The following is a 24,308-nucleotide window of genomic DNA, read 5'->3' as shown; positions in this document are numbered from 1 at the left end:
TCGGTGAAAAGCCGGCCTTCTACACGCGCGGCCACGCCACAAACGCAACGCTGAAAACCATAAAATGTGACTCGACCCGGTGCGTCAAGGGCTGGTCTGTTTCAAATTTATGACCGCAATATCTTGTGTGCCTTGCGTGTGGATAATGGGGAGAAGGGGTGGAAAAAGGGTCGCGCGCCTTGCCTGACGCGCGAGGGCAACGCGGGGAAAAGGGGCGCGTGGGAGATCGCCGTTAACGGCCTTGTTTTTGGTGAATCAGGTTGATCGGGGGCGTGGCGGAGAGGTTGAGGCATGGATTCCTGTGACAAGCACAGGAATGACGGGTTGCGTGATTGTCGCTGATAACCTTCAACCTGATAGCCTGCACAACGGTTCCGGTTGAGGAGCGCCATCTCCACTTCCGTCATTCCTGTGCTTGTCACAGGAATCCATTCCTCTACGGCGGCATTGCCTCAGCAGGGAAAAATATCTTCCGTTCGCTATTCCGCCGCCATCTGGCTGGACATGCCGAAGCCGCGCAGGATGATCTTCAGCTCCGGCTCGTCGACGCGCAGCGCCGCTTCTTCGGGACTCACCCATTCGGCCCGCCGCTCGCCGCATTCAGGATAGTCCTTTTCCTGATGCGAGAAGTGGACGGGGAAGACATCGACGGTGAAGGCGCTATCGGTGTCGTGAGGAATGTCGCTTTTTTCATAAGGGTAGCTGCCGACCGGCCGGGTGGCGACAGCGCCGCGCACGCCTGCCTCCTCATAAGCCTCGCGCAATGCCGCCTGCGGCAGCGTCTTGCCGACTTGCGGCCAGCCCTTGGGGATGATCCAGCGGCCCGTGCCACGACTGGTGATCAGCAGAACTTCCAGCCGGCCGCCATTATCGCGCCAGACGAGCGCCCCTACTTGCAGCCAGCGGCCGGTGGGCGTTCTCATCCTTTTGTCCGTCGCGACGGTGTTGGCAAGGTCGAAGTGCACGGGAAGCGTCTTTCCATTCATCTCCCCAAGATGGGTCGATTCGCTACGATAGCAACGTGCGAAATGAAAAAACCGCTAAGAATGCGCCGAAAACCCGCTTGTTTACGGCAAAATGCCGCGATTTATCCCCGGTGTGACTTGGCGATCGGCTCTTGATAGGTAAAACCCATGTCCCAGGGGAAGTATATCCAGGTGTCCTGAGAGACCTCGGTGACGAAAGTGTCGACCAGCGGACGGCCGAGCGGCTTGGCGTAGACAGTGGCGAAATGCGCCTTCGGCATCATCTCGCGCACCATGGCGGCGGTCTTGCCGGTGTCGGTCAGATCGTCCACCACGAGCACGCCGTCGCCGCCATTCTCAAGCAGATTGCCGCCTATGCCCTTGAGGATCTGGAGCTTACCCTGCTCGGAATAATCATGATAGGAAGCGATGCAGACGGTTTCGATGAGGCGGATGCCGAGTTCGCGGCAGATGATGGCCGCAGGCACCAGGCCGCCGCGGGTAATGGCGACCATGGCGCGCCATTCCCTACCGATGCCGGAGATACGCCAAGCCAGCGCGCGCGCGTCGCGGTGGAACTGGTCCCAGGAAACGGGAAAGGCTTTTTCGGGCAGGGACATCGGCGCGCACTCCAATTCAGCCGCATGGTCGGGCGCAATCTCCCGCCATGCTCTTCAAGAATGCGCTGCTGTTAAGCGGAAAAAGCCGCGCGTTGCAAGCGTCCGCTGCCCGAAACGCCTAGATTGTCAACGTGAAACCAGCGTCATCGTCGGCATGTCCGTGAGGATGGACCGGGTCACGCCGCCAAAGACCAGCTCCCGCAGCCGCGAATGGCTGTAGGCGCCCATGACGAGAAGGTCGAACCCGTTGGTCATCACATATTGCCGGATGGTCTCCTGCACCGACAGGCCCTGCGAGCTCAGCTGCTTGACAGCCACCTTGGCGCCGTGCCGCTCGAGCGCTTCGGCAAGGGCTGTGCCGGCCACGGCATTGGCCTTCTGGCTGGAGGATTCCGGCGGGTCGACCCAGACGATCTCGACCGAATTGACGGCGACGAGCAAGGGCAGAGCGTCGAAAGCGGCGCGGGCCGCCTCGCGCTTGCCGTTGAACGCGACGGCGATGCGGGAAATCTCTAATGGAGCCGAAAAGGCATAGGGGACGAGAAGCACCGGGCGTCCGCTGTCGAACACCAGTGTTTCGCTCGTATCGTTGGAGAGTTCGGGATCGTTGGGGTCGGGCTGACCGGCGATGATCAGATCGGCGCGGAATGCGCTCTGCAGGATCCCGTCGGAGCCGTCGCTGCTGTTGGCGTGGACGATGCGGAATTCATGCGGCAGATCGTACTGGCGCATTTCGACATCGAACAATTCCTTGAGGTTCTCGGCGTTTTCCTTGTGGCGCGCCTCGTGGACCTCGAACATCGTCGCATCAACGAAGCCGTTCGGGTCGGCATAAACGACCGGGGAAGGGATGGCATAAATGCCGATGATATGTGCGCGGTCGCTTTTTGCCGCCACAAGGGCTGCCGCGGCGACGACCCGCTTCATCTCGGCGGCGTTGCGCACATAGGCGATAAGGGTCCGGTATCCCATATTGAGCCTCCTTCCGGTCTCCTGCTGCGCATTATGCTGTCTCGGACGGCTTCGCCCGGCGGCAAAATGCATATGGTCCGTTCCGTATAACGCGCAGAAGCCTGCTGCGTTGCACCCTGTCTAGCCGTACTTCGCTTCGCCGGCCTTGCGCCAGCGCAAAACCCGGCGAGGGCGATCAGGCGGCCTGCTGGGCTTTCAGCCGCGCGACCATCTCCTCCACGGCGGCGACCGCCGCTGCAAGCTTTTCCTCGTCGCGCGAGCGCACCACCAGCTCGGTCGAGAACCGGCCTTCCTCATAGCGGGGATAGGAGCCGATGACGGTATCGGGGTGGGCCTTCTGAATGGCGCGCAGCGGCTCGCCGATGACGCCTTCGCCGAAGGGGCACTGCACCAGCCGCGAGATGAGCTTGCTGCCGGTGCGAAGCGTGGGCACCACCTGGTCGAGCATGGCCTGGAAGATGGAGGGCACGCCCGCCATCACATAGACATTGCCGATGATGAAGCCCGGCGCGACCGAGATGGGGTTGTCGATATGCTGTGCGCCGCGCGGCATCCGCGCCATGCGCATGCGCGATTCGGTGAATTCGATGTTGCGCGCAGCGTAATGGGCGCCGAGAATCTCCATCGCCTTTTCGTCATGCTCGCAGGGCACACCGAAGGCCTTCGCCACCGCATCGGCGGTGATGTCGTCATGAGTCGGGCCGATGCCGCCTGATGTGAAGACATAATCATGGGCGCTGCGCAGCGTGTTCAGCGCGTCGACAATGCGATCCTCCTCATCAGGGACGATGCGGACCTCCTTCAAATCGATGCCGATGGTGGTCATGATATCGGCGAGATGGCCGATATTCTTGTCCTTGGTGCGGCCCGACAGAAGCTCGTCGCCTATGGCGAGCATGGCCGCAGTTACCGGCTTTTCCTGATGTCCATCCGACATGGTGTCATTCTCCGTTACCTCTCAAATATGTAAGCCGGAAATGCCCTGGTGAACAGTCCGTCACCGATTGGGGCGGTTACATTCTTTTCCATTGCGGAACATAAAGGGAGGCCGCGACGGGCCGGCGATTTCGACCGATACGGAGATTTTAAATGGCGAAGATTCTGGTGCTTTACTATTCATCCTGGGGGCATATGGAAGCGATGGCGAGGGCCGCCGCGGAAGGCGCGCGCGAGGCCGGCGCGGATGTGACGGTCAAGCGCGTGCCGGAGCTGGTGCCGGAAGACGTGGCGAAAAAAGCCCATTACAAGCTCGACCAGGAAGCGCCTGTGGCCAATCCGCTGGAGCTTGCTGATTATGACGGCATCATTTTCGGCATGTCTACGCGCTACGGCATGATGGCATCGCAGCTGAAGAATTTCCTCGACCAGACGGGACCGCTCTGGGCCGAAGGCAAGCTTCTCGACAAGACGGTAACAGTCATGGCCTCGACCGCGACCCAGCATGGCGGCGCGGAACTGGCGCTGGTCTCGGCGCAGATCTCGTTCCAGCACCACGGCATGATCATCGTGCCGCTCTCCTATGCCTATCAGGGGCAGATGGGCAATGATGTGGTGCGCGGCGGCTCGCCCTATGGCATGACCACGACCACCAATGGCGATGGCTCGCGTCTGCCTTCCGAGCAGGAACTGGCGGGCGCGAAATTCCAGGGCAAGCGCTTTGCGGAGATTACGGCAAGGCTGCACGGGTGATTGCGAATGGTTGGTAGCGAATAGGGCGAAAACCCTATTCGCGGGCATCGCTTCGCTACTCGCGCTTCCCGAATCGCTCGATCACCTCTTCAAGCGGGAGATGCCCCTGACAGGCTCCGTTGCCGGGCAGTGTCTCGCCATTTTCGAGGGCGGTGGCATAGGCGACTTCGGGGAGCGCCTCGATGCGTTGCCTCAGCGCCTGGAGCTGCGGCCAGCGCTGCGGTTCGGCCACTTCATGGAAGTCCAGCCAGCGGGCGACGCCGATAAGCATACCGTCCGCGAGCGTCGGATGGTCGGCGACGAGGAATTTCGTGTCACCGATCATTTCCTCCAGCCGGTCATGACGCTCGATCACGCGTTCCCGGCCCCATTGCCGCAACGTGGCTTGGACGGCGGGATCGGGCTCCGACATTTCCAGTGCAAACCAAAGTGGATAGAACGCGCCGGTAAAGCCGGTGTTGATGAAACCCATCAGCTGATGCATCCGGTCGGCTTCACAGGAAAGCGGATCAAAGCTGATTTTCCGCTCCGTATCGCGCGCTTCCATCCAGGTGGCAATCGCCATGGTTTCGGTCACAACATCGCCCTTGTCGGTGATGAGCACAGGCGTTTCGACGCGGGGATTGATGCGCTTATAGGCCGGCTCGCGCATTTCGCCGAGCATGTCGACGCGGCAGAGCCGGTAGGGCTGTCCGAGCCGTTCGAAGCTTGCGACGAGGCCCATGGAGCTTCCCAGCGGAAAGCCATATATAAGAATAGGGTCCATGATTTCGTTCTTCCGTGATTTCTGTTGACCACGCTGCGCAGCGGGGCGGAGATAAGCCGACCCTGCCGTTGAAGTAAATTACGCACCTTTTTGTTACCATGGAGCGGCTTATGAAGGACCTCGTCTCCCGTTGTCCCATTGAGGAAGTGATGCAATTGCTCAGCGGTCGCTGGCCGACGCTGCTGATCTATTATCTGCAGAAGGGGCCGAAGCGCTTCAGCGATCTGCGGCGGGATAATCCGACGATTTCGCATAAGATGCTGACGCTCGAACTGCGCAAGCTGGAGGAGGCGGGGATTGTCCGGCGCGTCGAGTTCGACGGCTATCCGCTGCGTGTGGAATATGATCTGACGCCCGCCGGGGAGAGGCTTGTTCCTTTGCTCAACGCCCTAGGGGATTGGTGGGAAGACGCGAGCGAAGACCAGCAGACGGAGGCTCGGTCTAACCCCATTCCTGCCTTCAATTCGTGACGGTAGATTGACGAGAGCTATTTACCGATGGTCAAAAAGACCGGGGTCGCCGCGGCATGGTGTAAGCTTGCTCTGTTCTCCGACGCGACAGGTTCGACCCTGTAGACAGTCAGGTAGGCGAAGAGCGCGACGCAGAGGATAAACGCAACGCCGATGGCGATGAGGAAAATGGTGAAGGCTCGCATTGTCTTGTCTTTCTGCCGCTGTCGCATGAGCCCCAGCAGCGAAGTTCACAGAACCTAGAAATGAATTTCCCCCGTCGCTTGTTCCCGTCGGATCATGTTCGTTCGACGAGATGCCAAAACCTGCGGAACCACCCACTACCCGTCGCGTTCACCCCTGACCAAGACGGAGAGAAACGATGGGAAAAAAACGCAAAGCGATTCCAAAGCGGATAGGCGGATTTAAAGTGCCGAAGCCCCTGCGGCGGTCAAAAATGCTGCGCGCCTTGCTTGGCACGTCCACCGGCCGCAACCTCCTAGCCAGTGCCCTGACGGCGGCTGCCGCTGCAGCGGCCGCAGCCCTTGTGGAGGAAAGGCATGAGATTGCCGAGGCCGGCAAAAAGGGGCTGAAAAAGAGCGGAAAATCGATGGCCATCGCGACAAGAGCGGTGCAGAGCGCGGCGGATGCCGCTATCGAGGTCATCGGCAACACCGCACACTCGCTGCTACCGGAGGGGGCGTCAAAAGAAAAAAAGCTCGATGCCGGCGAGGCCGTGATAAGACATTAAGCCTTGTGCGCGTGGAGCCCTTGCCGGAGACGAGAAGCGGTCTTCCCCATTTCCTGGAGAAAAGGCTCGCCGGCAATACTGGCGATTCAGCCTTTGCCCGCATGATGGCGGCGGGGAAATTGCGCGCCATCGGTGTGCTTGTGAGGAAACACCCGAGGGCTGTCTTCGATGCGCTGTCAGCGGGTATCTGGCAAGCCGGCCGTGTCGGCGTGGACGAATTGCTCGCCGCCGTGGCTTCCAAGCGTGTCCGGACGGAGAACCCCGAGCTTGACCTGTCGGATGGTGCGGACGGCGGGGGTCGATGAGAAACTCCTTATAAACCAAGAATACAACAGTTTCCCGAATGATGGCCTCCTCCATCAAGAGGTCACACTGAGACCTCCCAATAGCGTGGCGATTCGATATCAACAAACGAGGTTGTGTATGATGCTGCGCATTTCGCTTCTGGCGCTTGCCATGGGTTTGTCGCTCGTGCCCGTGAAGGCCGACCAGCCGAGCTATGGCCCGCAACTGGAAGGTTTCTCCTATCCGCATCAGATCCAGCGCTTCGACTTTACGTCGCAGGGCAAACCGCTCTCCGTGGCCTATATGGATATCGCGCCGAAAGGACAGGCAAACGGCAGGACAGCCGTCCTCCTGCACGGTAAGAATTTCTGCGGTGCGACCTGGGAGAAAACCATCGACGTGCTGAGCAATGCCGGCTACCGGGTGATCGCGCCCGACCAGATTGGCTTCTGCGCATCGAGCAAGCCCGAAGGCTATCAGTTCAGCTTCAATCAGCTCGCGGCCAATACCAAGGCCCTTCTCGACTCGCTGGGAATCAAGAAGACCACCGTCATCGGCCATTCCATGGGCGGAATGCTGGCAGCGCGCTATGCTCTGGCTTATCCGCAGGCGGTCGAGCAGCTCGTCCTCGTCAATCCCATCGGGCTTGAGGATTGGCAAGCGGAAGGCGTGCCTTATGCGACCATCGACCAGCTCTATGCGAGCGAGCTGAAGACCAGCTTCGACAGCATCAAGGCCTATCAGCAGCGTTTCTATTATAATGGCCGCTGGAAGCCGGAATATGACCGCTGGGTATCGATGCTCGCGGGCATGTATTCCGGGCCCGGCAAGGAGGCGGTGGCGCTCAATCAGGCGCAAACATCCGACATGATTTTCACGCAACCGGTCGTGCATGAATTCAGCCATATCAAAGCGCCCACGCTTCTCCTCATCGGCGGCAAGGACCGGACGGCGCCGGGGGCCAATCGGGCACCCAAGGAAATCGCCGAGCGGCTCGGCAACTACCCCGAACTTGGCCGACGCACCGCGCAAGCCATCCCCAACGCCACACTCGTGGCGTTTCCGGAGCTTGGGCATTCCCCCCAGGTGGAAGCGCCCGAGGAATTCCATCAGGCGCTGGTCAAGGGGCTTGAAGCTCTCGGTAAATGAGCCTCTCTTGCCTCCGTGGATACAGCCCGGAGGCGATCACCTGCGGCAGGTCAGGCCCCCTCCAGATCGACAGCGTGAACGTTGGGGTGCGAGCCTGTTACTTGCCGCTTTTTTCCCAGTTGGGTTTATACGACTGTAGTCTTCTGGACAGGCGTCAACGTGCAATGAATCCTGTGGAGATCAGGTGTACCACGCCTAAGAAGGGAAGGGCCGCCATTGGGCGGCTCTTGCTTAGTCCTTGGATTTTCTGAAAATCCGGAGCGGACGTTGGTGCGGACGGCGGGGGTCGAACCCGCACGGGCAAGCCCGAGGGATTTTAAGTCCCTTGCGTCTACCAGTTTCGCCACGTCCGCGTATCGTTTTCAATCAAGCACGTAAGCGAAACAGTCAAGAGGATGTTTTGTAAATTTTTCTTCGCGTTGCAAAACCTGTTCCCCGACCGTTCCAGTCATTTCTTTCTCTTGCCTTCGAAGGCCCTGATTACTTTGGCACATTTTCCAGGTGGCGAGTGTAGTGCGCTCCCATTCCCATTCGCTCCGATTTGTCGCCCAAAGCGGCTGCTCTGGGCGCCAACCGTTGGGGATAGCAGCCATAGACGCAGACGATCAAAGATAAGTGGCTATGGTACAGGTCGCCCCGGTATACGCGGGGCAGGGTGCGGTAACCATTTCCGCGTCCTCGACGTCCTCGGTCGCAAATGGAGCAAATTCTGCCAGCGTCTTTCGGGGTGACAAATTGGAGCCCGAAGACACTGGCAAATCAATAAAGGCCCGGTCTACCAGACCGGGCCTTGACGGAATGCGAGGCGAAAGCAGAAGCACGGTAAGCATACAGCGGGGTAGGCTTCGTGCCTTCTATCTAGCCGGGTAGCGTCCGGCCCGTTCTGAAGTGGGATTGCCTCCTAGCGCCATTATTAGCGCCAGGAGGCAATCGACCTTAGGTGAGGCTACTTGCGAACGTCCAAAGGCTCGCAGATATTGCCCATAGTTTTGCTGCAGCCATAACTAGTGGTCAGGCGAGCTGCCACTTCGAGTTTCATGCGGGAACCAACAACAGTTTCCGCCAGCTGCGTATCGAACTTTGACGAGATCATCTTTTCCTCCATCAGTTGGGTTAGAGATGAATTCCCCTGTTGAGGGGAGGGGGAGCTTTCCCAACAAAACAGGCCGAACGGTGGATATTTTATGGTCCCGCCAAGGCGCGCATCACGATGGCGCGACTTGTAGTGCCAAGCGAGCAAGGCTTGTTTTGCACCAGTCTGGTTTGGGCGCCGATTGACTCCCGCAACCGGAAGTGCATTCGTTGACGAAACATGGGAGCCTTGAGGATAAAAATGGCGAGGACGGTTTTCGTCACCGGAGCGGCGGGATTCATCGGGCAGCATGTGGTCCGCCGGTTTGCCGATGCCGGCTGGAACGTCAAGGCGGGCGTCCGCGATTCCCTTGATGGGCAACAGGATGACCGTTTTCATATCGTGCCTATGGGTGACATGACTGCCGTGGATGACTGGACGCCAATCCTCTCGGGTTCTGATGTCGTCGTCCATCTGGCCGCGAGAGCCCACAAAACCGCAGAGAGCGCCGGCGACGGGGCGGAGCTTTTCCGAAAAGTGAATGTCGAGGCAACGTTGAACCTGGCGCGCGGGGCAGCACGGGCCAGGGTGAAGCGGTTTGTGTTTCTGAGTTCCGCTGGGGTGATGGGCGATTTTACCGACAGGCCGAAACGCGAAACCGATGCCCCCCGTCCGGTAAGCCAATACGCTGTCAGCAAGCTCGAGGCTGAAACGCAGCTTCGCGCATTTTGCGAAAGCGTGGATATGGAACTCGTCATCTTCCGTCCCACGCTTGTCTATGGCGAGGGCAATCCGGGCAATTTGGAGCGGCTGATCAAGCTCATCAAGCTTGGCATTCCGCTGCCCTTCGGGCGCGCGCAAAACCGCCGAAGCCTTCTGGGTGTCGGCCATCTGGCTGAGGTAATTCTCAAAGCCGCCGAACTCCCCGGCCTCGATGGCGAAGTGTTCCTCGTCGCGGACGGCGATGATGTGACAACGGCCGATATCGTCCGGTGTCTCGCCCAGGGATGCGGACGGAAAGTCACTTTGATCGGCGTCCCGCTGTCCCTGCTTCGGCTCGTCGGGAAAGCGGCCGGCAAGTCGGCGGAGATCGAGAAGCTCTTCGGTTCGTTCCAAGTGGACACGGCAAAGAAGCGGGCGGTCTTCGGCGACGTTTCCAGGGAGGAGACGATGAGAGGACTTGTCGCCGCCGGGCGTTCCAGCAATGCCTAGCTCGTAACGACGGTCCAGTGCGTTCTACAGCAATCGCGCGCTCAGTCCTCCACAAAAATCTCCTCGCGCTTACGGTTGATACTGGGCAAGAGCACCACGACCAGAACGATAAGCGCCAGCAGGAGCAGGCCCGCGCTGATGGGCCTCGTGACGAAGATCGCCGGGTCGCCGCGTGAGATGATCATAGCGCGGCGCAAATGTTCCTCTATCAGCGGCCCCAATACGAAGCCGAGCAGCAGCGGTGCCGGCTCGCAATGCAGCTTCACCAGGATGTAGCCGATGAGGCCGAAGAAGGCGACCGTATAGAGGTCGAACACGTTGGAATTGACGCTGTAGACCCCGATGGACGAGAAGGCGAGGATGATCGGGAACAGCACGTAATAGGGGATCGTCAGCAGCTTCACCCACAGGCCGATGAGCGGCAGGTTCAAGACGATCAGCATCAGATTGCCGATCCACATCGAGGCGATGATGCCCCAGAACAGCGCGGGCTGCTCGATGGCGACGTTCGGACCCGGCACGATGCCCTGAATGATCATGGCGCCGATCATCAAGGCCATGACCGGATTGGCGGGGATGCCGAGGGTCAGCATGGGGATGAATGAGGTCTGTGCGCCGGCATTGTTGGCCGATTCCGGTCCCGCAACCCCCTCGATCGCGCCCTTGCCGAAGGTTTGGGGCTGCTTCGAGACGCGCTTTTCCACCGTGTAGGAGGCGAAGGAGGCAAGGATCGCGCCGCCGCCAGGGAGGATGCCAAGCGCGGAGCCCAGCGCCGTGCCGCGCAGGATCGGCGCGAACATCCGCTTGAAATCCTCGCGCGTCGGCATGAGGCCGGTCACCTTCTTGACCATCACGGAACGCTGATGCTCGTTCTCGAGATTGCGCAGGATTTCAGCGACACCGAAGACACCGACAGCCACGGCGACAAAATTAAGGCCGTCCGAGAGGTCGCGCATGCCAAGGATGAAGCGCGGCGTGCCGGTATAGATGTCGGTGCCGACGAGGCCGAGCAGGAGACCCAGCACGACCATCGCCAGCGCCTTGATGACAGAGCCATGGGCGAGCGCGATGGACATGATGAGGCCGACGATCATCAGCGAGAAATATTCCGGCGAGCCGAATTCAAGCGCGATGGCGGTCAGCGGCGGGGCGAAGATGGCGACGAGGAAGGTCGAGACGGTGCCGGCGAAGAAGGAGCCGATAGCGGCGGTGGCGAGCGCCACCCCGGCCCGTCCGTTGCGCGCCATCTGGTAGCCGTCGATGGCAGTGACGGCGGAGGAGGATTCGCCCGGCATATTGATGAGGATCGCCGTGGTCGAGCCGCCATATTGCGCGCCGTAATAAATGCCCGCGAGCATGATCAGCGCCGATACCGGCTCCAGCTGGAAGGTGATCGGCAGCAGCATGGCGATGGTCGCCGTCGCGCCGATGCCCGGAAGCACGCCGATGAGCGTACCGAGCAGTACGCCGATGAGACAGAACAGCAGGTTCCAGGGCGTGGCGGCGGTGGCGAAGCCGAGGGCGAGATTGTGGAAGAGTTCCATGGGAGGTCCTCTCAGCCGGCAATCCACGGGCCGAAGCGCCGGAACGGCAGGCCCAGCGCATAGCTGAACACGATGACGGAAAAGAGCGTGAGCCCGGCGACGAGAATGAGGGCGAAGCCCGGCTTCATCCGGTTGGAAGCGAAGGCGGCGATGAGGCCGGTCAGGAACACGGCGGGCACGAAGCCGAGGCCGCGGATCGTCAGGCCGAAGATGATGGGAGCGGGCAGGATGAACAGCATCCCGCGCCAGGCGAGGGGGCCGATGGGCTCCGCCTTGTATTGCGTCGCCTGCACGAGGATGACGAGGCCGAGAACGATCAGCAGCCCCGACAGAACCAGCGGGAAATAACCGGGTCCCATCCGGAACGCTGTTCCGAGTTCCAGCCCCAGCGCCTGCATGGCGAAGAATGCGCCGAGTGCGATGAAGATCGTAGCGCATAGGCCGTCACGGGGGTTGATGGTGATGGGTTTCATGGTTGGCCTCGGTTTCTGGCTCACGCCCTCCTTCCACCTTGCGGGGAAGGTGCCTGCGTTAGCGGGCGGATGGGGGTGGTGACGTTTGCGCTTTTGCTGGCGGCAGGGGCGTGTGCGTCACCACCCCCACCCGGCCCTTCGGGCCACCCTCCCCGCAAGGGGGAGGGATGGGGCCGCTGCTAATCCGCGTATTGCCCCGCGCCGTCGATGACTGGTTTCCAGCGGGCGACTTCGGTTTCGAGCTTGGCCTTCAGCCCCTCGGGCGTCGCCTCCGCATCGGTGGCGGGGAGGGTGCCGAGTTCGGCGAAGCGGGCGACGACGTTCTGGTCTTTCAGCGCCTTCTGCAGCGAGACGGAGAGCTTCTGCGTCACTTCCGCCGGGGTGCCCTTCGGCGCGTAGATGCCGTGCCAGATGCCAACAGTGAAACCGGGAAGACCGGCTTCGGAGGTGGGCGGCAGGTCGGGCAGGACGTCGAGCTTCTTGGGCGAGGTGACGGCATAGGCCTTGATGGTGCCGGCCTGGATCTGCTTCGTCGTGTTGGTGGTCTGGTCGCACATCATGTCGACCTGGCCGCCGAGAAGGTCCGTCATTGCCGGGCCGGTGCCCTTGTAGGGAACGGTGACGAGCTGGGTCTGGATCGCGTTCATGAACATCATGCCGCACAGATGCGAAGCCGCGCCGATGCCGGCATTGGCGAGCGTCACCTTGTCGGCATTGGCCTTCACATAGTCGATGAGGCCCTTCAGGTCCTTCGGCTCGAAATCCTTCTTCGCGACGATGGTCATCGGCACGTCGGTGACGAGGCCGACATATTCGAAGGCGTTCAGCGTATCATAGGGCAGCTTGCGGTAGAGCGTGGCGCTGGTCGCCATGCCGATGTGGTGGAGCAGCAGCGTATAGCCGTCAGGATCGGCCTTGGCCACGCGCGCCGCACCCAGCGTGCCGCCTGCGCCGCCGACATTCTCCACGATGATCTGCTGGCCGAGATCCTTCGACATGGCCTCGGCGACAAGCCGCGTCACCGTGTCCGTGGGCCCGCCCGCCGAGAACGGCACCACCATGGTGATGTTGCGCTGCGGATAATCCTGCGCGCCCGCTGCCGATGCGGCTAGGGTGAAAGCCGCGGCTGCCGCCACGGCTGCGAATAGATTCTTCATGCTGTCCTCCCCAGATAAGCCCGGGCCCCGGCGATTCTCCTCCCGCCAAAAGCTCAGGCACATGGCAGATATCGAACGGGAGAGGACGGCAAGTGTCAAGGGGAAACGCCATCGGCATTTTCTTTCCTTCCACCATAGTATAATCCCGAACGTTCATTAGTCGTCGGAATTGGCGAAGTACCGCAGCATAGGAGGCACCCTTGCCCGCAGCCAGCAAAACGTCCGCCGGGACGACGAGACAGCAGCCGAAATCCTGGGTCGAGGTGGCGCCACTGCTTGTCGATGTGGCCATGGGGCGCAAGCATGCCGACCTCGTCGTGCGCAACGGGCGATTGGTGAGTGTCTACTCGGGCGAGATCGTCGCCGGCATCGACATCGCCATCGTTGCCGGGCGCTTCGCCTATGTCGGCCATGACGCGGCGCATTGCATCGGCCCGACGACCAAGGTGGTCGATGCCGAGGGGCGCTATCTCGTGCCGGGGCTGTGCGACGCGCATATGCATGTGGAAAGCGGCATGGTGACGGTGACGGAATTCACCCGCGCCGTCATCCCGCACGGCACCACATCCATGTTCATCGATCCGCATGAGATCGCTAATGTGCTGGGGCTGGAGGGCGTGCGGCTGATGCATGACGAGGCGCTGGCGATGCCCATCAATGTCAAGGTGCAGATGCCGAGCTGCGTTCCCTCCGCGCCGGGTCTGGAAAATGCCGGGGCGTCCATCGGGGCGGCGGAAGTCGCGGAGGCGATGACTTGGCCCAACATTATCGGGCTGGGCGAGGTGATGAATTTTCCCGGAGTCGCCGGAAATGACGCCACCATGCGCGGGGTGATCGATGCGACGGCGAACGCGGGCAAGACCGTGGGCGGGCACTATGCCTCGCCGGACCTTGGCCGCGCCTTCCACGGCTATGTCGCCGGCGGCCCGGAGGACGACCATGAGGGCACGCGCGTCGAGGACGCAATTGCCCGCGTCCGGCAGGGCATGCGCGCCATGCTGCGGCTCGGCTCGGCCTGGTATGATGTGGCGAGCCAGATCAAGGCGGTGACCGAGCAGGGGCTCGATCCGCGCAATTTCATCCTGTGCACTGACGACAGCCATTCCGGCACTTTGGTGGGTGAGGGGCACATGGACCGGGTGGTGCGCCATGCGATCCGCCAAGGGCTGAAGCCGGTGACGGCGATCCAGATGGCGACGCTCAACACCGCCCAGCATTTCCGCATGGAGCGGGAGATCGGCTCGATCACGCCCGGAAGGCTGGCGGATTTTCTCATCGTCTCCGATTTGCCTGCCCTCACGATAGATCGGGTCTATGGGCGCGGCGTGCTTCTGGCCGAGAAGGGCAGGCTGCTGGCGGATATTCCGGCCTATGATTATCCGGCAAAGGCGAAGAACACGGTGAAGCTCGGGCGCAAGCTTGTCGCGCGTGACTTCGATATCACCGCGCCGAAGCCCGGCAAGACCGTCACGGCGCGTGTCATCGGCGTCATCGAGAACCAGGCGCCGACGCGGGCGCTGGACGCGGAGCTTCCCGTCAATGATGGCATCGTACAGATGGATCGGCGCAACGATGTCTGCCAGATTGCGCTGGTCGAGCGGCACCGGGGAACGGGCACTGTCGTCAATGGCTTCGTCTCCGGCTTCGGCTACACCCTCGATTGCGCGCTCGCCTCGACCGTGGCGCATGACAGTCATCACATGATCGTCGTCGGCACCAACAAGGACGACATGGCCAAGGCCGCCAACCGGCTCGGTGAGGTGGGCGGCGGGGTTGTGCTCTTCTCCAAGGGCCGCGAACTAGCGCTGGTCGAGATGCCGATTGCGGGCTTGATGTCGGATGAGCGGGCCGAAAAGGTGGCAGCCAAGGCCGACAAGCTCGTCAATGCCATGCGGGCGATGGGCTGCACGCTCAACAATGCCTATATGCAGCACTCGCTGCTGGCGCTGGTGGTGATTCCGGAATTGCGCATATCGGATATCGGCCTTATCGATGTCCGCACCTTCGAGAAAGTAGACCTCTTCCCATGACCGGTTTTACCAAAAGCGTCGAGCGCGCCACGGCAAAAATGCGCGCGCTCTTCCCCGAGACGCCGCTGCAGATCAATCATCACCTCTCCCGCAAATATGGCGCGGAAATCTGGCTGAAGCGCGAGGACCTCTCGCCCGTGCGCTCCTACAAGATCCGCGGCGCGTTCAATTTCATCTCCGCCGCGATCGAGCATTGCCCTGACGATACGGTGTTCGTCTGCGCCTCGGCGGGCAATCATGCGCAGGGCTTCGCCTTCGTCTGCCGCCATTTCGGGCGGCGCGGCGTGGTATACATGCCGGTGACGACGCCGCAGCAGAAGATCGACAAGACCCGCGCCTTCGGCGGCGATTTCATCGAAATCCGGCTTATCGGCGATATTTTCGACGCCTGCTATGCCGCGGCGCAGGCCCATGTCGCGGAAACCGGCGCAATGATGGTGCCGCCATTCGACCACGCCGAAATCATCGAGGGGCAGGCGACGGTGGCCCATGAAATCCGCGAGCAATTGCCCGATGGCAAAGAGCCGGATTTGATGATCCTGCCGGTCGGGGGCGGCGGGCTTTCGGCAGGCGTCACCCGCTATCTCGGCGATCTCGGCTGGAAGACGCGGTTCCGCTTCGTGGAGCCGAAGGGTGCGCCGAGCCTTAAGCAAAGCCTGGAAGCCGGCAAGCGCGTGAAGCTTTCCCGCGTCGACAATTTCGTCGATGGTGCGGCGGTTGCCGAGATCGGCAAGGAAAACTTTAGGCTTCTCAAAGGTTTCGAGCCGGACTCTGTGATTCTGATTCCGGAAAACCGCCTCTGCGGCACCATTGTCGAGATGCTGAATATCGAAGGCGTGGTGGTGGAACCTGCGGGTGCGCTCGCCATCGACGCGCTCAAGGATTTCAAAAAGAGCGAGCTCAAGGGCAAGCGCATCGTGCTGGTGGTCTCGGGCGGCAATTTCGATTTCGAGCGCCTGCCCGATGTGAAGGAGAGGGCGCTGCGCCATGAGGGGCTGAAGAAATATTTCATCTTCCGCTTTCCGCAGCGGCCCGGCGCGCTGCGCTCCTTCCTCGACCTTCTGGGGCCCGACGACGACATCGCCCGCTTCGAATATCTGAAGAAATCGGCGCGCAATTTCGGCTCGGTGCTGATCGGCATCGAAACGAAGGACCCCAATAATTTCAGCATCCTCAACAAGCGCTTCGAGGCGGCCGGCTGGTCCTACCAGGATGTGACCGAGGACGAGGTGCTGGCGGATTTCGTTATTTGAGTGAGATAGTGAACAGGAGAAATGCTCTGTCTCACTATCTCATTATTCCCTACTCACTATTTTCATTTGCATTTCCTATCGAATACCCCCATATGTCGCGGCAGGCGCTTGGGCCGGATCATCCGGCTTTCCCGTGGTATGGACTTGGTTGCGTCGAAAAAGGTTCCGGAGCGTGAGGCTTCGGACACGGCAGCGCAAGTCGCGTGCGGGCATTATGCTCCAGCGCTTCGTCGTTTACCGAAAAGAGAATTGCCAGCAGGTTGCGCCTGCCGGCAGACCGTTTTTGCGGGACCGGAAGGCCGGTGCCCGCTCGAAAGAGATTGAGTTTGGAAAACACCATCGAAAATAGCGGCTTTGCCGCATTGGGCATCACGGGCGTGCTGCTTAAGGCTGTCGAGAGCGCCGGCATGAGCGCGCCGAAGCCGATCCAGGAGCAGGCCATTCCGGCGCAGATCGCGGGCCGCGATATTCTCGGCATCGCGCAGACCGGCTCCGGCAAGACGGCGGCATTCAGCCTGCCGATCCTCGCCAAGATCATCGGCCTTGGCGACAAGCGCAAGGGCAAGACCGCACGCGCGCTGATCCTCGCCCCGACGCGGGAACTCGCCGTGCAGATCGAAGAGACGATCCGCACGCTGTCGAAAGGTGCGCATATCTCGACCGCGCTGATTCTGGGCGGCGTGTCGCGTCTCACCCAGATCAAGCGGATGCAGTCGGGCGTCGATGTGCTCATCGCCACGCCGGGCCGGTTGACCGATCTGGTGCGCGAGAATGCCGTCGACCTCTCCGAAACGCGCTGGCTGGTGCTCGACGAGGCCGACCGGATGCTGGACATGGGCTTCATCAACGATGTGAAGCGCATCGCCAAGGCAACGCATAACGACCGCCAGACGGCTTTGTTCTCCGCCACCATGCCGCAGGAAGTGGCGTCGCTCGCCGCCGGGCTGCTGCGCGATCCGGTGCGCGTCGAAGTCGCGCCGCAGGGCACGACAGCGGCTGAGATCACGCAGGTTCTGCATCCCGTGCCGACCAAGGAGAAGAAGCGGGTGCTTTCGGGCATGCTGACAGACCAGACGATGGCGTCGGTCATCGTCTTCACCCGCACCAAGCATGGCGCCGATGCGGTGACGCGCAATCTGGAACGCGACGGCTATGACGTCGCCGCCATCCATGGCAACAAATCGCAGAACGCGCGCCAGCGGGCGCTGAACGGCTTCAAGGACGGCTCGGTGCGCATTCTGGTGGCGACCGATATCGCCGCGCGCGGTATCGACGTGCCGGGCATCAGCCATGTGGTCAATTACGACCTGCCGGACGAGCCGGAAAGCTATGTGCACCGCATCGGCCGTACGGGCCGCAATGGCGCTTCGGGAGCAGCGATCACGCTTTACGATCCGGCGGCCGAGCATGCCAAGCTGAAGGCGGTGGAGCGGGTGATCCGCATGAAGCTGCCGGTCAAGGACGCGCCGGCCCCGGTCGGTCCGCTGCCGGTGAAGCCGAGGGCGGAAAAGCCAGAAGCAGCTGCCGAACGCCCCGCCGGCAACCGCAACAAGCCCAAAGGCGGCCAGCGCCCCGGCCAGCGCAACCATGCCAAGCCGCATGGCGAGCGCCGCGAGGCGATCTGGAGCAATGACGGCTCCGCGCGCGAGGGCGCCGAGCGCGATGGCCAGAAGAAGAAGCCCTTCCGCCGCAGACGGCGCGCGGCTGGGGCGAGGGCGGCTTAATTCGCCTCCTCGATTTCCCGCTTGGCGGCCCGGACCAGGAAACCGGACCGGGTCAGCCCATGCTTGCTCGCGTAGTCATCGATCTGCTGAAGCATATCTTCGTTCAGCGTGATGTTGACGCGCACCGCCCTGGGCGCTTTGACCTTGAGCGGTACAAGGAACGCCACGGCATCTCTATTGTCGGGATCGGCCATGATGGCTTCCAGGCTGGAGGGCTCGGGGATGGTTTCGCCATCCTCGGTCATGCCCTCGACATGGAAGGCTAGCGCTTCCTCGGCATTCGCCCGCGCTTCATCCAAATCCCTGCCCGCGGTTACGACGCCGGGAAAATCCGGAAAATGGACGCCGTAATCGCTACCGGGTTCCTTGTGAATCAATCCGACATAGTTTCGCATAATCGTCTACCTTAGTTTCAGCCCGGATTGCTTTTCGATGCTCTTGAGGGGGCCGATGGGAACATCCCGTTCCGGATGAGGGACGGTGACGCGGCCAGGTTTGACCGGATGCTTGAGCTGGACGTGGCTTCCCTTCTGGCCGACGATCCGCCAACCGTCCCGCTCAAGCGATCTGATAATGTCCGCGCTTTTCAGGTGTGTATTTATACACATAGTTGCGCTTATATCAATTCCCGTTGAATCCGCGGGCCTTGGAAAACTTATCCCGCATTTGCCCCGATTTATGTATTTCAATGCTTGAACGGCGTTCCGCCTGCCAATAGTTTCGCGCCAATGATAATGATGCGAGGCATTTGCGATGCTGGATTCGGTGATTGACGCGATCGGGAACACGCCGCTGATAAGGCTGAAAAAGGCATCCGAGATCACCGGCTGCAACATCTGGGGCAAGGCGGAGTTTCTCAATCCAGGCCAGTCGGTCAAGGACCGCGCAGCGCTCTACATCATCCGCGACGCAGAGCGGAAAGGTCTGCTCAAGCCCGGCGGCGTCATCGTCGAGGGGACAGCGGGCAATACCGGCATCGGCCTTACCATGGTGGCCAAGGCGCTCGGATATCGCACTGTTATCGTCATTCCCGAAACGCAGGCGCAGGAAAAGAAGGATGCGCTGCGGCTGCTGGGCGCCGAGCTTATTGAAGTGCCGGCGGTCCCTTACAAGAATCCTGATAATTATGTGCGCCTGTCCGGGCGTCTCGCCGAGCAACTGGCACAGACCGAGCCGAACGGCGCGATCTGGGCCAATCAGTTCGACAATCAGGTGAACCGTCAGGCGCATATCGAAACGACTGCTGAGGAAATCTGGCGCGATACGGATGGCAAGGTGGACGGCTTCATCTGCGCTGTCGGCTCGGGCGGCACGCTTGCGGGCACCGGCATAGGCCTGAAGGCGAAGAACCCGGATATCAAGATCGGACTTGCCGACCCGCATGGCGCGGCGCTCTATTCCTGGTACACGAATGGCGAATTGAAGGCCGAGGGAAGCTCGATCACCGAGGGGATCGGGCAGGGGCGTATCACCGCCAATCTCGAAGGTTTTACTCCGGATTTTTCCTATCGCATCGGGGATGCCGAGGCATTGAAGACTATCTTCGATCTCGCTGAAGAGGAGGGGCTGTGCCTGGGCGGCTCGTCCGGCATCAATATCGCCGGGGCGATCCGGCTCGCGCGCGATCTCGGGCCGGGCCACAGCATCGTCACCATGCTCTGTGACTATGGCAACCGCTACCAGTCGAAAATGTTTAATCCGGACTTCCTGCGTTCCAAGGACCTGCCCGTTCCGGCATGGCTGGAAAGGAAGGCCGAAATTTCCATTCCTTATGAGGCTGTGTGACCCGATGGCTTACGAGACGAAAGCGCTGTTCCGCGACGATGCCTATCTGGCGAAGGCAGAAGGGACTGTTGTCGCGGTCAACGAGCGCGGCGGCGTCATTCTCGACGCCACGAATTTCTACGCCACATCGGGTGGCCAGCCGGGCGACACCGGCCATTTCGAACGGGCGGACGGCTCGCGCATCGAAATCGCGGCGACGGTGACGGGCGAGACCAAGAACGAGATCATCCATATTCCCGCGGAGGGGCAGGCGTTGCCGCAAACCGGCGAACAGCTCACCCTCCATATCGACTGGCCGCGCCGCTATCGCCTGATGCGGATGCACACGGCCTGCCATCTGCTTTCGGTGATCTGCCCGTTCCCGATCACCGGCGCGGCGGTTGGCGAGGAGGAAAGCCGGGTGGATTTCGACCTGCCCGACCCATCCTATACGCGCGAGAACGTGACGGAGCGGCTCATGGAAATGGTTCGCGCCAATGCGGTCCTATCCACCCGTTGGATCAGCGATGAGGAACTGGCGGCCAATCCGGGGTTGGTGAAATCGAAGAATGTCCGTCCGCCCATGGGCAGCGGCCGGATAAGGCTCGTTCTTATCGGCGAGAATGGCGCAATCGATTCGCAGCCCTGCGGCGGCACCCATGTGGCCGCGACGGAGGAAGTCGGCGAAATCCATATCGGCAAGATCGAGAAGAAAGGCCGTGAAAACCGCCGCTTCCGCATCCGGTTCGGAGCGCTGGTTTAGCCGAAATCATGCGATTGCCCAAGCGGACCGCTTGGCTGCAATATGGTTAGCAAGGAGAATGAGAGATGAGCAACAAAAGCCCCTTCGTCGTTTCCGCCGATTGGCTGGAAGAGCACCTGAACGAGCCCGGCCTCTCCATTCTGGATGCTTCCTGGTATCTGCCGGGGCAGAACCGGAACCCGCGCGACGAATATGACGCAGCGCATATTCCAGGCGCGATCTTTTACGACCAGGACAAGATTGCCGATCATTCCTCGGGCCTGCCGCATACGATCCCATCGGAAGAGGATTTTGCCCGTGAGGCAAGCGCCATGGGGCTGACGGTGGATGACACGATCGTCGTTTATGACGGGCCGGGCATGTATACGGCGCCGCGCGTCTGGTTCCTGCTCCGGATCATGGGGGCGAAAAAGGTTTTCGTGCTCGATGGCGGATTCGATCGCTGGAAGCGGGAAGGGCGGCCCGTCACGGCTGAGGTGACGAAGATCGCGCCCTCGACCTTCACCGCCAGCCTCGACATGGGGCGGGTGGCGAGCTTCGAGAAAATGCTGCAAATCGTCGAGAAGGGCTCGGTGCAGATCGCCGACGCGCGCGCGCCGGGCCGGTTTTCGGGTGAGGAGCCTGAACCGCGCGCGGGCATGCGGTCCGGTCATATGCCGGGCGCGCGCAATGTGCCGGTCGCGAGCCTTTCGAAAGATGGAGAACTGAAGACTCTCGATGAGCTCAAGGAGATTTTCGACCGGGCCGGGGTCGATCTCGCAAAGCCGGTCGTGACGAGCTGCGGCTCGGGCGTGACGGCGGCGGTCATCACGCTGGCGCTGGAATCGCTCGGCCACACGGACAATTTTCTTTATGACGGCTCGTGGAGCGAGTGGGGTGGACGGCCCGACACGCCGATCGAAACGGGCAAGGCCGCGTAGGATGGCCGGGTCGCCGAAAAAGCTGGTCGCGCGGATCACGCATCTGGAGATGACGGAGCGCAGCACGGTGAGCGTGCCGTCGCCCACCGGCATGAAGCTCGCGATCATGCGAGCATCCAACATCCCGGTGCATTATTATCGCTATCTCTATGAGCAGGTTGGAAAGCCGCATCACTGGCTGATGCGGCGCAAGCAAGACGATGCGGAGCTTTCCGAGGCGATCAATGCCCGTCCCGCGGAAATTCACGTGCTTCATGTCGATGGCTGCCCGGCAGGCTTTGCCGAATTCGATCTGGCGCGTTTGCCGGACGAGGCGGAAATCCTCTATTTCGGCCTCGTTCCCGACTATCAGGGGCGGGGGCTTGGGAGCTTCTTCCTTGCCGAGATGATCGAAGCGGCGTGGTGGCATGGACCGAAGAAAGTGACCATCCACACCAATACGCTCGACAGCCCCCGCGCGCTCCAACTCTACCAGAAGATGGGCTTCGTGCCCGTGGGCTGGTCGGAGGAGGAAGTGGAGGCGTGGGAGTAGGGCTCAGGCCGACGCATCCCTTTCGCCTTCCACCGTCTGCCGTGGAAGCAGATGATAGGCGGGTTGGTCGTCGCCATCGTCATAGACGACGCAATTGCGCCCGCGCTTCTTGGCGCGGTAGAGGCATTTATCCGCCCGGCTCAAGACCTGCGAATTCGATTCATGCTTGAGCGCTATGGCGCAGCCGATGCTGATCGTCAGCGGGTGGATCTGGTTTGACGCCGTATAAAGCGGCGTGTTCTCGACCTCGGCGCGCACCCGCTCCGCCAGGCGCAAGGCGGTTTCCCGCGAAGCGCCGGGCAGATAGATGCAGAATTCCTCGCCGCCGATCCGGCCGACGATATCGCCCTTGCGGGTGGTATTCTGCAAGGCGAAGGCGATGATCTTCAAGGCGCGGTCGCCCACCGCATGTCCGTAGGTGTCGTTGATCGCCTTGAAATGATCGGCGTCGATAGCCAGCGCCGCGCCGGTTTCCACGCGCGCGCGGCTGATCTTCATGGCCTCGAAGAAAGAGCCGCGATTGAGCAGCCCGGTCATGTCATCGATCCGCGATTTGGCCTGCAATTGCTGATGCGCCAGCTTCAATTCGTGCAGGGCCACCTTCAGTTTGTGGTTCTGCACATAAGTATAGAGCGCATTGGGGAAGGCGGTGACGGCGGGGAGGGCAGCCGTCATGACGAGCGGGAAAAGCGTTATCTCGCTTCCCATCCACCACAGGACGGCCATGCAAACCAGCTCACAAAAGACAATGACAGCCAAAGTCGTCACAAACGCCTTCAGCAAAGCGGACTTCATGCTTGTACGTCCCCCAAAGATTCATCCGCGGCTCATATAGGAAAGCGCGGGTGAACCCTCCATGAACGGGGAATAAACGGTTTGTTCAGGACGAATTCAAAAGTGGGGGAATGCGCTGAAGGCTGATCTTTAAGCGGCAACCCCCAGAGGCACTTGACCGGCTATCTCTTCCTGCGGCTGGTGCTTAGGTGGCGAAATGCTGAACGCGGTGAAGAAAAACACGAAATCGAGGCAGTCAAAGAGGCTGAAGGCGTCGAAGAATGCCCGTCCCGCATAAATCCCAAGCAGGGTCACAAGAAATATATCGCCACCCTTCATTCGCCTTAGAGCGCTGAAAAAGACCGTTGCGATAAGAACGAGGTAGGCGATCCCGAAATAAGCGTGGCCACGGATGAATGAGTTATGCGGATTCATGTTGTGGGCGACGATTGCGGGGGAGGCGGTCAGGGCACCGCCGAGGACAACCGCCTTCAAGTCAAGCGCAGACACATATTCCGACGCCATCCTCCAGCGGACGGACTGTAAACCGGCGCGCGACCATCCGGAATAAGCGGTTTGTGCAGGAGGGGGAGCGACGGGAGCGCGGGTTGTCAGGGGTGGGGTGCTGGCCGGCGCGACGGTGCTCTTTGCCGCAGGTTTGCTCCCGACAGAAGGGGCGGGCTGCGTTACAATCACGGGGGCTGGGCGGGATGCCATTACACTGCGAATAGCCGCGGAGATTTGCGGGCCGGCCAATGCATATGCCATCAGCGCGGAGCCGATGACGAGGGCGATCAAAGGCTGTATGAACGATCTTTTCCCGATAATCACCTGTGCACAGGATGCGATCAATAGCGCAAATCCGAACCCCGATCCCGAGCGGCCATAGCATAAAATACAGATCAGCAGGGTGATCACAGGTGTGATGAGCGGCGCTTCTTTTTTCTCACGGAAGTAGGCCGTGCTATAGAAGATCTGAAGGAATATGGCGGCGGCGCTGACCCCGTTTCGGCTGACATTCGGAAAGTAAGTGTTGATGTCCTCAGGGCTGGCGCCGAACATCACGGCGCAGATCGCCAGGATGACAAGGTAGGAAAAATACAGGATCGATGCGAGCGGGAGTGCTTTGCCGCTCTTGGCGATGTGGTGTCCTATCAAGACCGTCGATACCGCCAGAAGTCCATAATAAACTGGACGATAATGGTATTCCAAAGCGTTGACCAGTGAAAACAGGATAACGCCGGCGAGGCAGATCGTAATTGCTTTGTTAGTCCGGTAAAAATCAACCAGAGAGCGAGGTTCGGTTGCGATACTGCCGGCTAAGGCCAACATCCCCAAGAGCGGGACTGCCAAGGGCGCTGAAAGCGCTCGCAATGCAATCAGCACCGTTGCTAGATCGACCAACCGGTCGCGAATGCTCGAACGGGTCATTTGTTCGCCCCCA

Annotated in this window: 27 protein-coding genes and 1 tRNA gene; 13 read left to right on the top strand and 15 right to left on the bottom strand. The window is 60.9% G+C overall.

Features of this window, described 5'->3' with window-relative positions; translation table 11 throughout:
- Positions 1-479: 479 nt before the first annotated feature.
- From ACOWVG_RS11875 to ACOWVG_RS11860, 4 genes are all read right to left on the bottom strand, one after another.
- A complete protein-coding gene (locus tag ACOWVG_RS11875; protein ID WP_420962388.1) occupies positions 480-986 on the bottom strand; it encodes an NUDIX hydrolase in 507 nt (168 codons plus the stop codon).
- Positions 987-1,087: 101 nt separating this feature from the next.
- Positions 1,088-1,585, bottom strand: a complete 498-nt coding sequence (gpt, locus tag ACOWVG_RS11870; protein WP_420962387.1) for a xanthine phosphoribosyltransferase — start codon at positions 1,583-1,585, stop codon at positions 1,088-1,090.
- Positions 1,586-1,711: 126 nt separating this feature from the next.
- On the bottom strand, positions 1,712-2,557 hold the full coding sequence (locus tag ACOWVG_RS11865; RefSeq protein WP_420962386.1) for a universal stress protein: 846 nt from the start codon (positions 2,555-2,557) through the stop codon (positions 1,712-1,714).
- 175 nt (positions 2,558-2,732) lie between these two features.
- Positions 2,733-3,494 (bottom strand): competence/damage-inducible protein A, encoded by a 762-nt coding sequence (locus ACOWVG_RS11860; protein ID WP_420962384.1) that lies wholly within the window; start codon positions 3,492-3,494, stop codon positions 2,733-2,735.
- Between the two features lie 152 nt (positions 3,495-3,646).
- On the opposite strand from ACOWVG_RS11860, the gene wrbA reads away from it, so the two are divergent.
- Positions 3,647-4,246 carry an NAD(P)H:quinone oxidoreductase gene (wrbA, locus tag ACOWVG_RS11855; protein ID WP_420962383.1) on the top strand — a complete coding sequence of 200 codons (600 nt, stop codon included), beginning with the start codon at positions 3,647-3,649 and terminating at the stop codon, positions 4,244-4,246.
- Between the two features lie 55 nt (positions 4,247-4,301).
- Here wrbA and ACOWVG_RS11850 read toward each other — a convergent pair whose 3' ends face one another.
- A complete protein-coding gene (locus tag ACOWVG_RS11850) occupies positions 4,302-5,012 on the bottom strand; it encodes a glutathione S-transferase family protein (RefSeq protein ID WP_420962382.1) in 711 nt (236 codons plus the stop codon).
- A gap of 110 nt (positions 5,013-5,122) precedes the next feature.
- Between ACOWVG_RS11850 and ACOWVG_RS11845 the strand changes: the two genes are divergently transcribed.
- Positions 5,123-5,482 carry a winged helix-turn-helix transcriptional regulator gene (locus tag ACOWVG_RS11845; protein WP_420962381.1) on the top strand — a complete coding sequence of 120 codons (360 nt, stop codon included), beginning with the start codon at positions 5,123-5,125 and terminating at the stop codon, positions 5,480-5,482.
- Positions 5,483-5,499: 17 nt separating this feature from the next.
- Here the strand turns inward: ACOWVG_RS11845 and ACOWVG_RS11840 are convergent, their stop codons facing one another.
- Positions 5,500-5,667, bottom strand: a complete 168-nt coding sequence (locus ACOWVG_RS11840; protein ID WP_420962380.1) for a hypothetical protein — start codon at positions 5,665-5,667, stop codon at positions 5,500-5,502.
- Positions 5,668-5,843: 176 nt separating this feature from the next.
- On the opposite strand from ACOWVG_RS11840, the gene ACOWVG_RS11835 reads away from it, so the two are divergent.
- From ACOWVG_RS11835 to ACOWVG_RS11825, 3 genes are all read left to right on the top strand, one after another.
- Positions 5,844-6,212 (top strand): hypothetical protein, encoded by a 369-nt coding sequence (locus ACOWVG_RS11835; protein ID WP_420962379.1) that lies wholly within the window; start codon positions 5,844-5,846, stop codon positions 6,210-6,212.
- 20 nt (positions 6,213-6,232) lie between these two features.
- Positions 6,233-6,517 (top strand): hypothetical protein, encoded by a 285-nt coding sequence (locus tag ACOWVG_RS11830; protein ID WP_420962378.1) that lies wholly within the window; start codon positions 6,233-6,235, stop codon positions 6,515-6,517.
- Positions 6,518-6,638: 121 nt separating this feature from the next.
- Positions 6,639-7,646, top strand: coding sequence for an alpha/beta fold hydrolase (locus ACOWVG_RS11825; RefSeq protein ID WP_420962429.1), 1,008 nt, complete (start codon positions 6,639-6,641; stop codon positions 7,644-7,646).
- Between the two features lie 268 nt (positions 7,647-7,914).
- On the opposite strand, the gene ACOWVG_RS11820 is transcribed toward ACOWVG_RS11825, so the two are convergent.
- Positions 7,915-7,999, bottom strand: a tRNA-Leu gene (locus tag ACOWVG_RS11820).
- A 593-nt stretch (positions 8,000-8,592) separates the two neighbouring features.
- Positions 8,593-9,117, bottom strand: coding sequence for a hypothetical protein (locus tag ACOWVG_RS11815; RefSeq protein ID WP_420962431.1), 525 nt, complete (start codon positions 9,115-9,117; stop codon positions 8,593-8,595).
- Here ACOWVG_RS11815 and ACOWVG_RS11810 point away from each other — a divergent pair.
- On the top strand, positions 9,031-9,930 hold the full coding sequence (locus ACOWVG_RS11810) for an NAD-dependent epimerase/dehydratase family protein (protein WP_420962428.1): 900 nt from the start codon (positions 9,031-9,033) through the stop codon (positions 9,928-9,930). The two genes, ACOWVG_RS11815 and ACOWVG_RS11810, sit on opposite strands and share 87 nt — an antisense overlap.
- Positions 9,931-9,971: 41 nt before the next feature.
- Here the strand turns inward: ACOWVG_RS11810 and ACOWVG_RS11805 are convergent, their stop codons facing one another.
- From ACOWVG_RS11805 to ACOWVG_RS11795, 3 genes are all read right to left on the bottom strand, one after another.
- Complete coding sequence (locus ACOWVG_RS11805) at positions 9,972-11,474, bottom strand: tripartite tricarboxylate transporter permease (RefSeq protein ID WP_420962377.1); 1,503 nt, start codon at positions 11,472-11,474, stop codon at positions 9,972-9,974.
- A gap of 11 nt (positions 11,475-11,485) precedes the next feature.
- Entirely contained in the window at positions 11,486-11,947 is a 462-nt protein-coding gene (locus ACOWVG_RS11800) for a tripartite tricarboxylate transporter TctB family protein (RefSeq protein WP_420962376.1), read from the bottom strand.
- A 179-nt stretch (positions 11,948-12,126) separates the two neighbouring features.
- The gene (locus ACOWVG_RS11795) at positions 12,127-13,104 is read right to left on the bottom strand and encodes a tripartite tricarboxylate transporter substrate-binding protein (protein WP_420962375.1); all 978 of its coding nucleotides are present in this window, start codon (positions 13,102-13,104) and stop codon (positions 12,127-12,129) included.
- A 290-nt stretch (positions 13,105-13,394) separates the two neighbouring features.
- On the opposite strand from ACOWVG_RS11795, the gene ade reads away from it, so the two are divergent.
- From ade to ACOWVG_RS11780, 3 genes are all read left to right on the top strand, one after another.
- Positions 13,395-15,134, top strand: a complete 1,740-nt coding sequence (gene ade, locus ACOWVG_RS11790) for an adenine deaminase (RefSeq protein ID WP_420962427.1) — start codon at positions 13,395-13,397, stop codon at positions 15,132-15,134.
- Positions 15,131-16,387, top strand: coding sequence for a threonine ammonia-lyase IlvA (gene ilvA, locus ACOWVG_RS11785; protein WP_420962374.1), 1,257 nt, complete (start codon positions 15,131-15,133; stop codon positions 16,385-16,387). Before ade ends, ilvA begins: the two co-directional genes overlap by 4 nt.
- Positions 16,388-16,590: 203 nt before the next feature.
- Positions 16,591-18,111: a DEAD/DEAH box helicase gene (locus ACOWVG_RS11780; RefSeq protein WP_420962373.1), complete on the top strand. Its 1,521-nt coding sequence runs from the start codon at positions 16,591-16,593 to the stop codon at positions 18,109-18,111.
- Here ACOWVG_RS11780 and ACOWVG_RS11775 read toward each other — a convergent pair.
- Positions 18,108-18,506, bottom strand: a complete 399-nt coding sequence (locus ACOWVG_RS11775) for a type II toxin-antitoxin system HicB family antitoxin (RefSeq protein ID WP_420962372.1) — start codon at positions 18,504-18,506, stop codon at positions 18,108-18,110. The two genes, ACOWVG_RS11780 and ACOWVG_RS11775, sit on opposite strands and share 4 nt — an antisense overlap.
- Positions 18,507-18,512: 6 nt before the next feature.
- Positions 18,513-18,701, bottom strand: a complete 189-nt coding sequence (locus ACOWVG_RS11770) for a type II toxin-antitoxin system HicA family toxin (RefSeq protein WP_420962426.1) — start codon at positions 18,699-18,701, stop codon at positions 18,513-18,515.
- 163 nt (positions 18,702-18,864) lie between these two features.
- Here ACOWVG_RS11770 and ACOWVG_RS11765 point away from each other — a divergent pair, with 163 nt between their 5' ends.
- From ACOWVG_RS11765 to ACOWVG_RS11750, 4 genes are all read left to right on the top strand, one after another.
- The gene (locus ACOWVG_RS11765) at positions 18,865-19,896 is read left to right on the top strand and encodes a cysteine synthase A (protein ID WP_420962371.1); all 1,032 of its coding nucleotides are present in this window, start codon (positions 18,865-18,867) and stop codon (positions 19,894-19,896) included.
- Positions 19,897-19,900: 4 nt separating this feature from the next.
- Complete coding sequence (locus tag ACOWVG_RS11760) at positions 19,901-20,638, top strand: alanyl-tRNA editing protein (protein ID WP_420962369.1); 738 nt, start codon at positions 19,901-19,903, stop codon at positions 20,636-20,638.
- 65 nt (positions 20,639-20,703) lie between these two features.
- Positions 20,704-21,558, top strand: coding sequence for a 3-mercaptopyruvate sulfurtransferase (gene sseA, locus ACOWVG_RS11755; RefSeq protein WP_420962368.1), 855 nt, complete (start codon positions 20,704-20,706; stop codon positions 21,556-21,558).
- 1 nt (position 21,559) lies between these two features.
- Positions 21,560-22,090 (top strand): GNAT family N-acetyltransferase, encoded by a 531-nt coding sequence (locus ACOWVG_RS11750; RefSeq protein WP_420962367.1) that lies wholly within the window; start codon positions 21,560-21,562, stop codon positions 22,088-22,090.
- A gap of 3 nt (positions 22,091-22,093) precedes the next feature.
- On the opposite strand, the gene ACOWVG_RS11745 is transcribed toward ACOWVG_RS11750, so the two are convergent.
- Together ACOWVG_RS11745 and ACOWVG_RS11740 are read right to left on the bottom strand one after the other, a co-directional pair.
- Entirely contained in the window at positions 22,094-22,885 is a 792-nt protein-coding gene (locus ACOWVG_RS11745) for a GGDEF domain-containing protein (RefSeq protein WP_420962366.1), read from the bottom strand.
- Positions 22,886-23,014: 129 nt separating this feature from the next.
- On the bottom strand, positions 23,015-24,295 hold the full coding sequence (locus tag ACOWVG_RS11740) for a hypothetical protein (protein ID WP_420962365.1): 1,281 nt from the start codon (positions 24,293-24,295) through the stop codon (positions 23,015-23,017).
- Positions 24,296-24,308: the final 13 nt, after the last annotated feature.

The organism is Brucella sp. IR073 (genome assembly GCF_049065735.1).
GTDB lineage: Bacteria > Pseudomonadota > Alphaproteobacteria > Rhizobiales > Rhizobiaceae > Paramesorhizobium.
The sequence above is the reverse complement of the archived record's forward strand: the minus strand, read 5'-3'. Positions and strand labels throughout refer to the sequence as shown.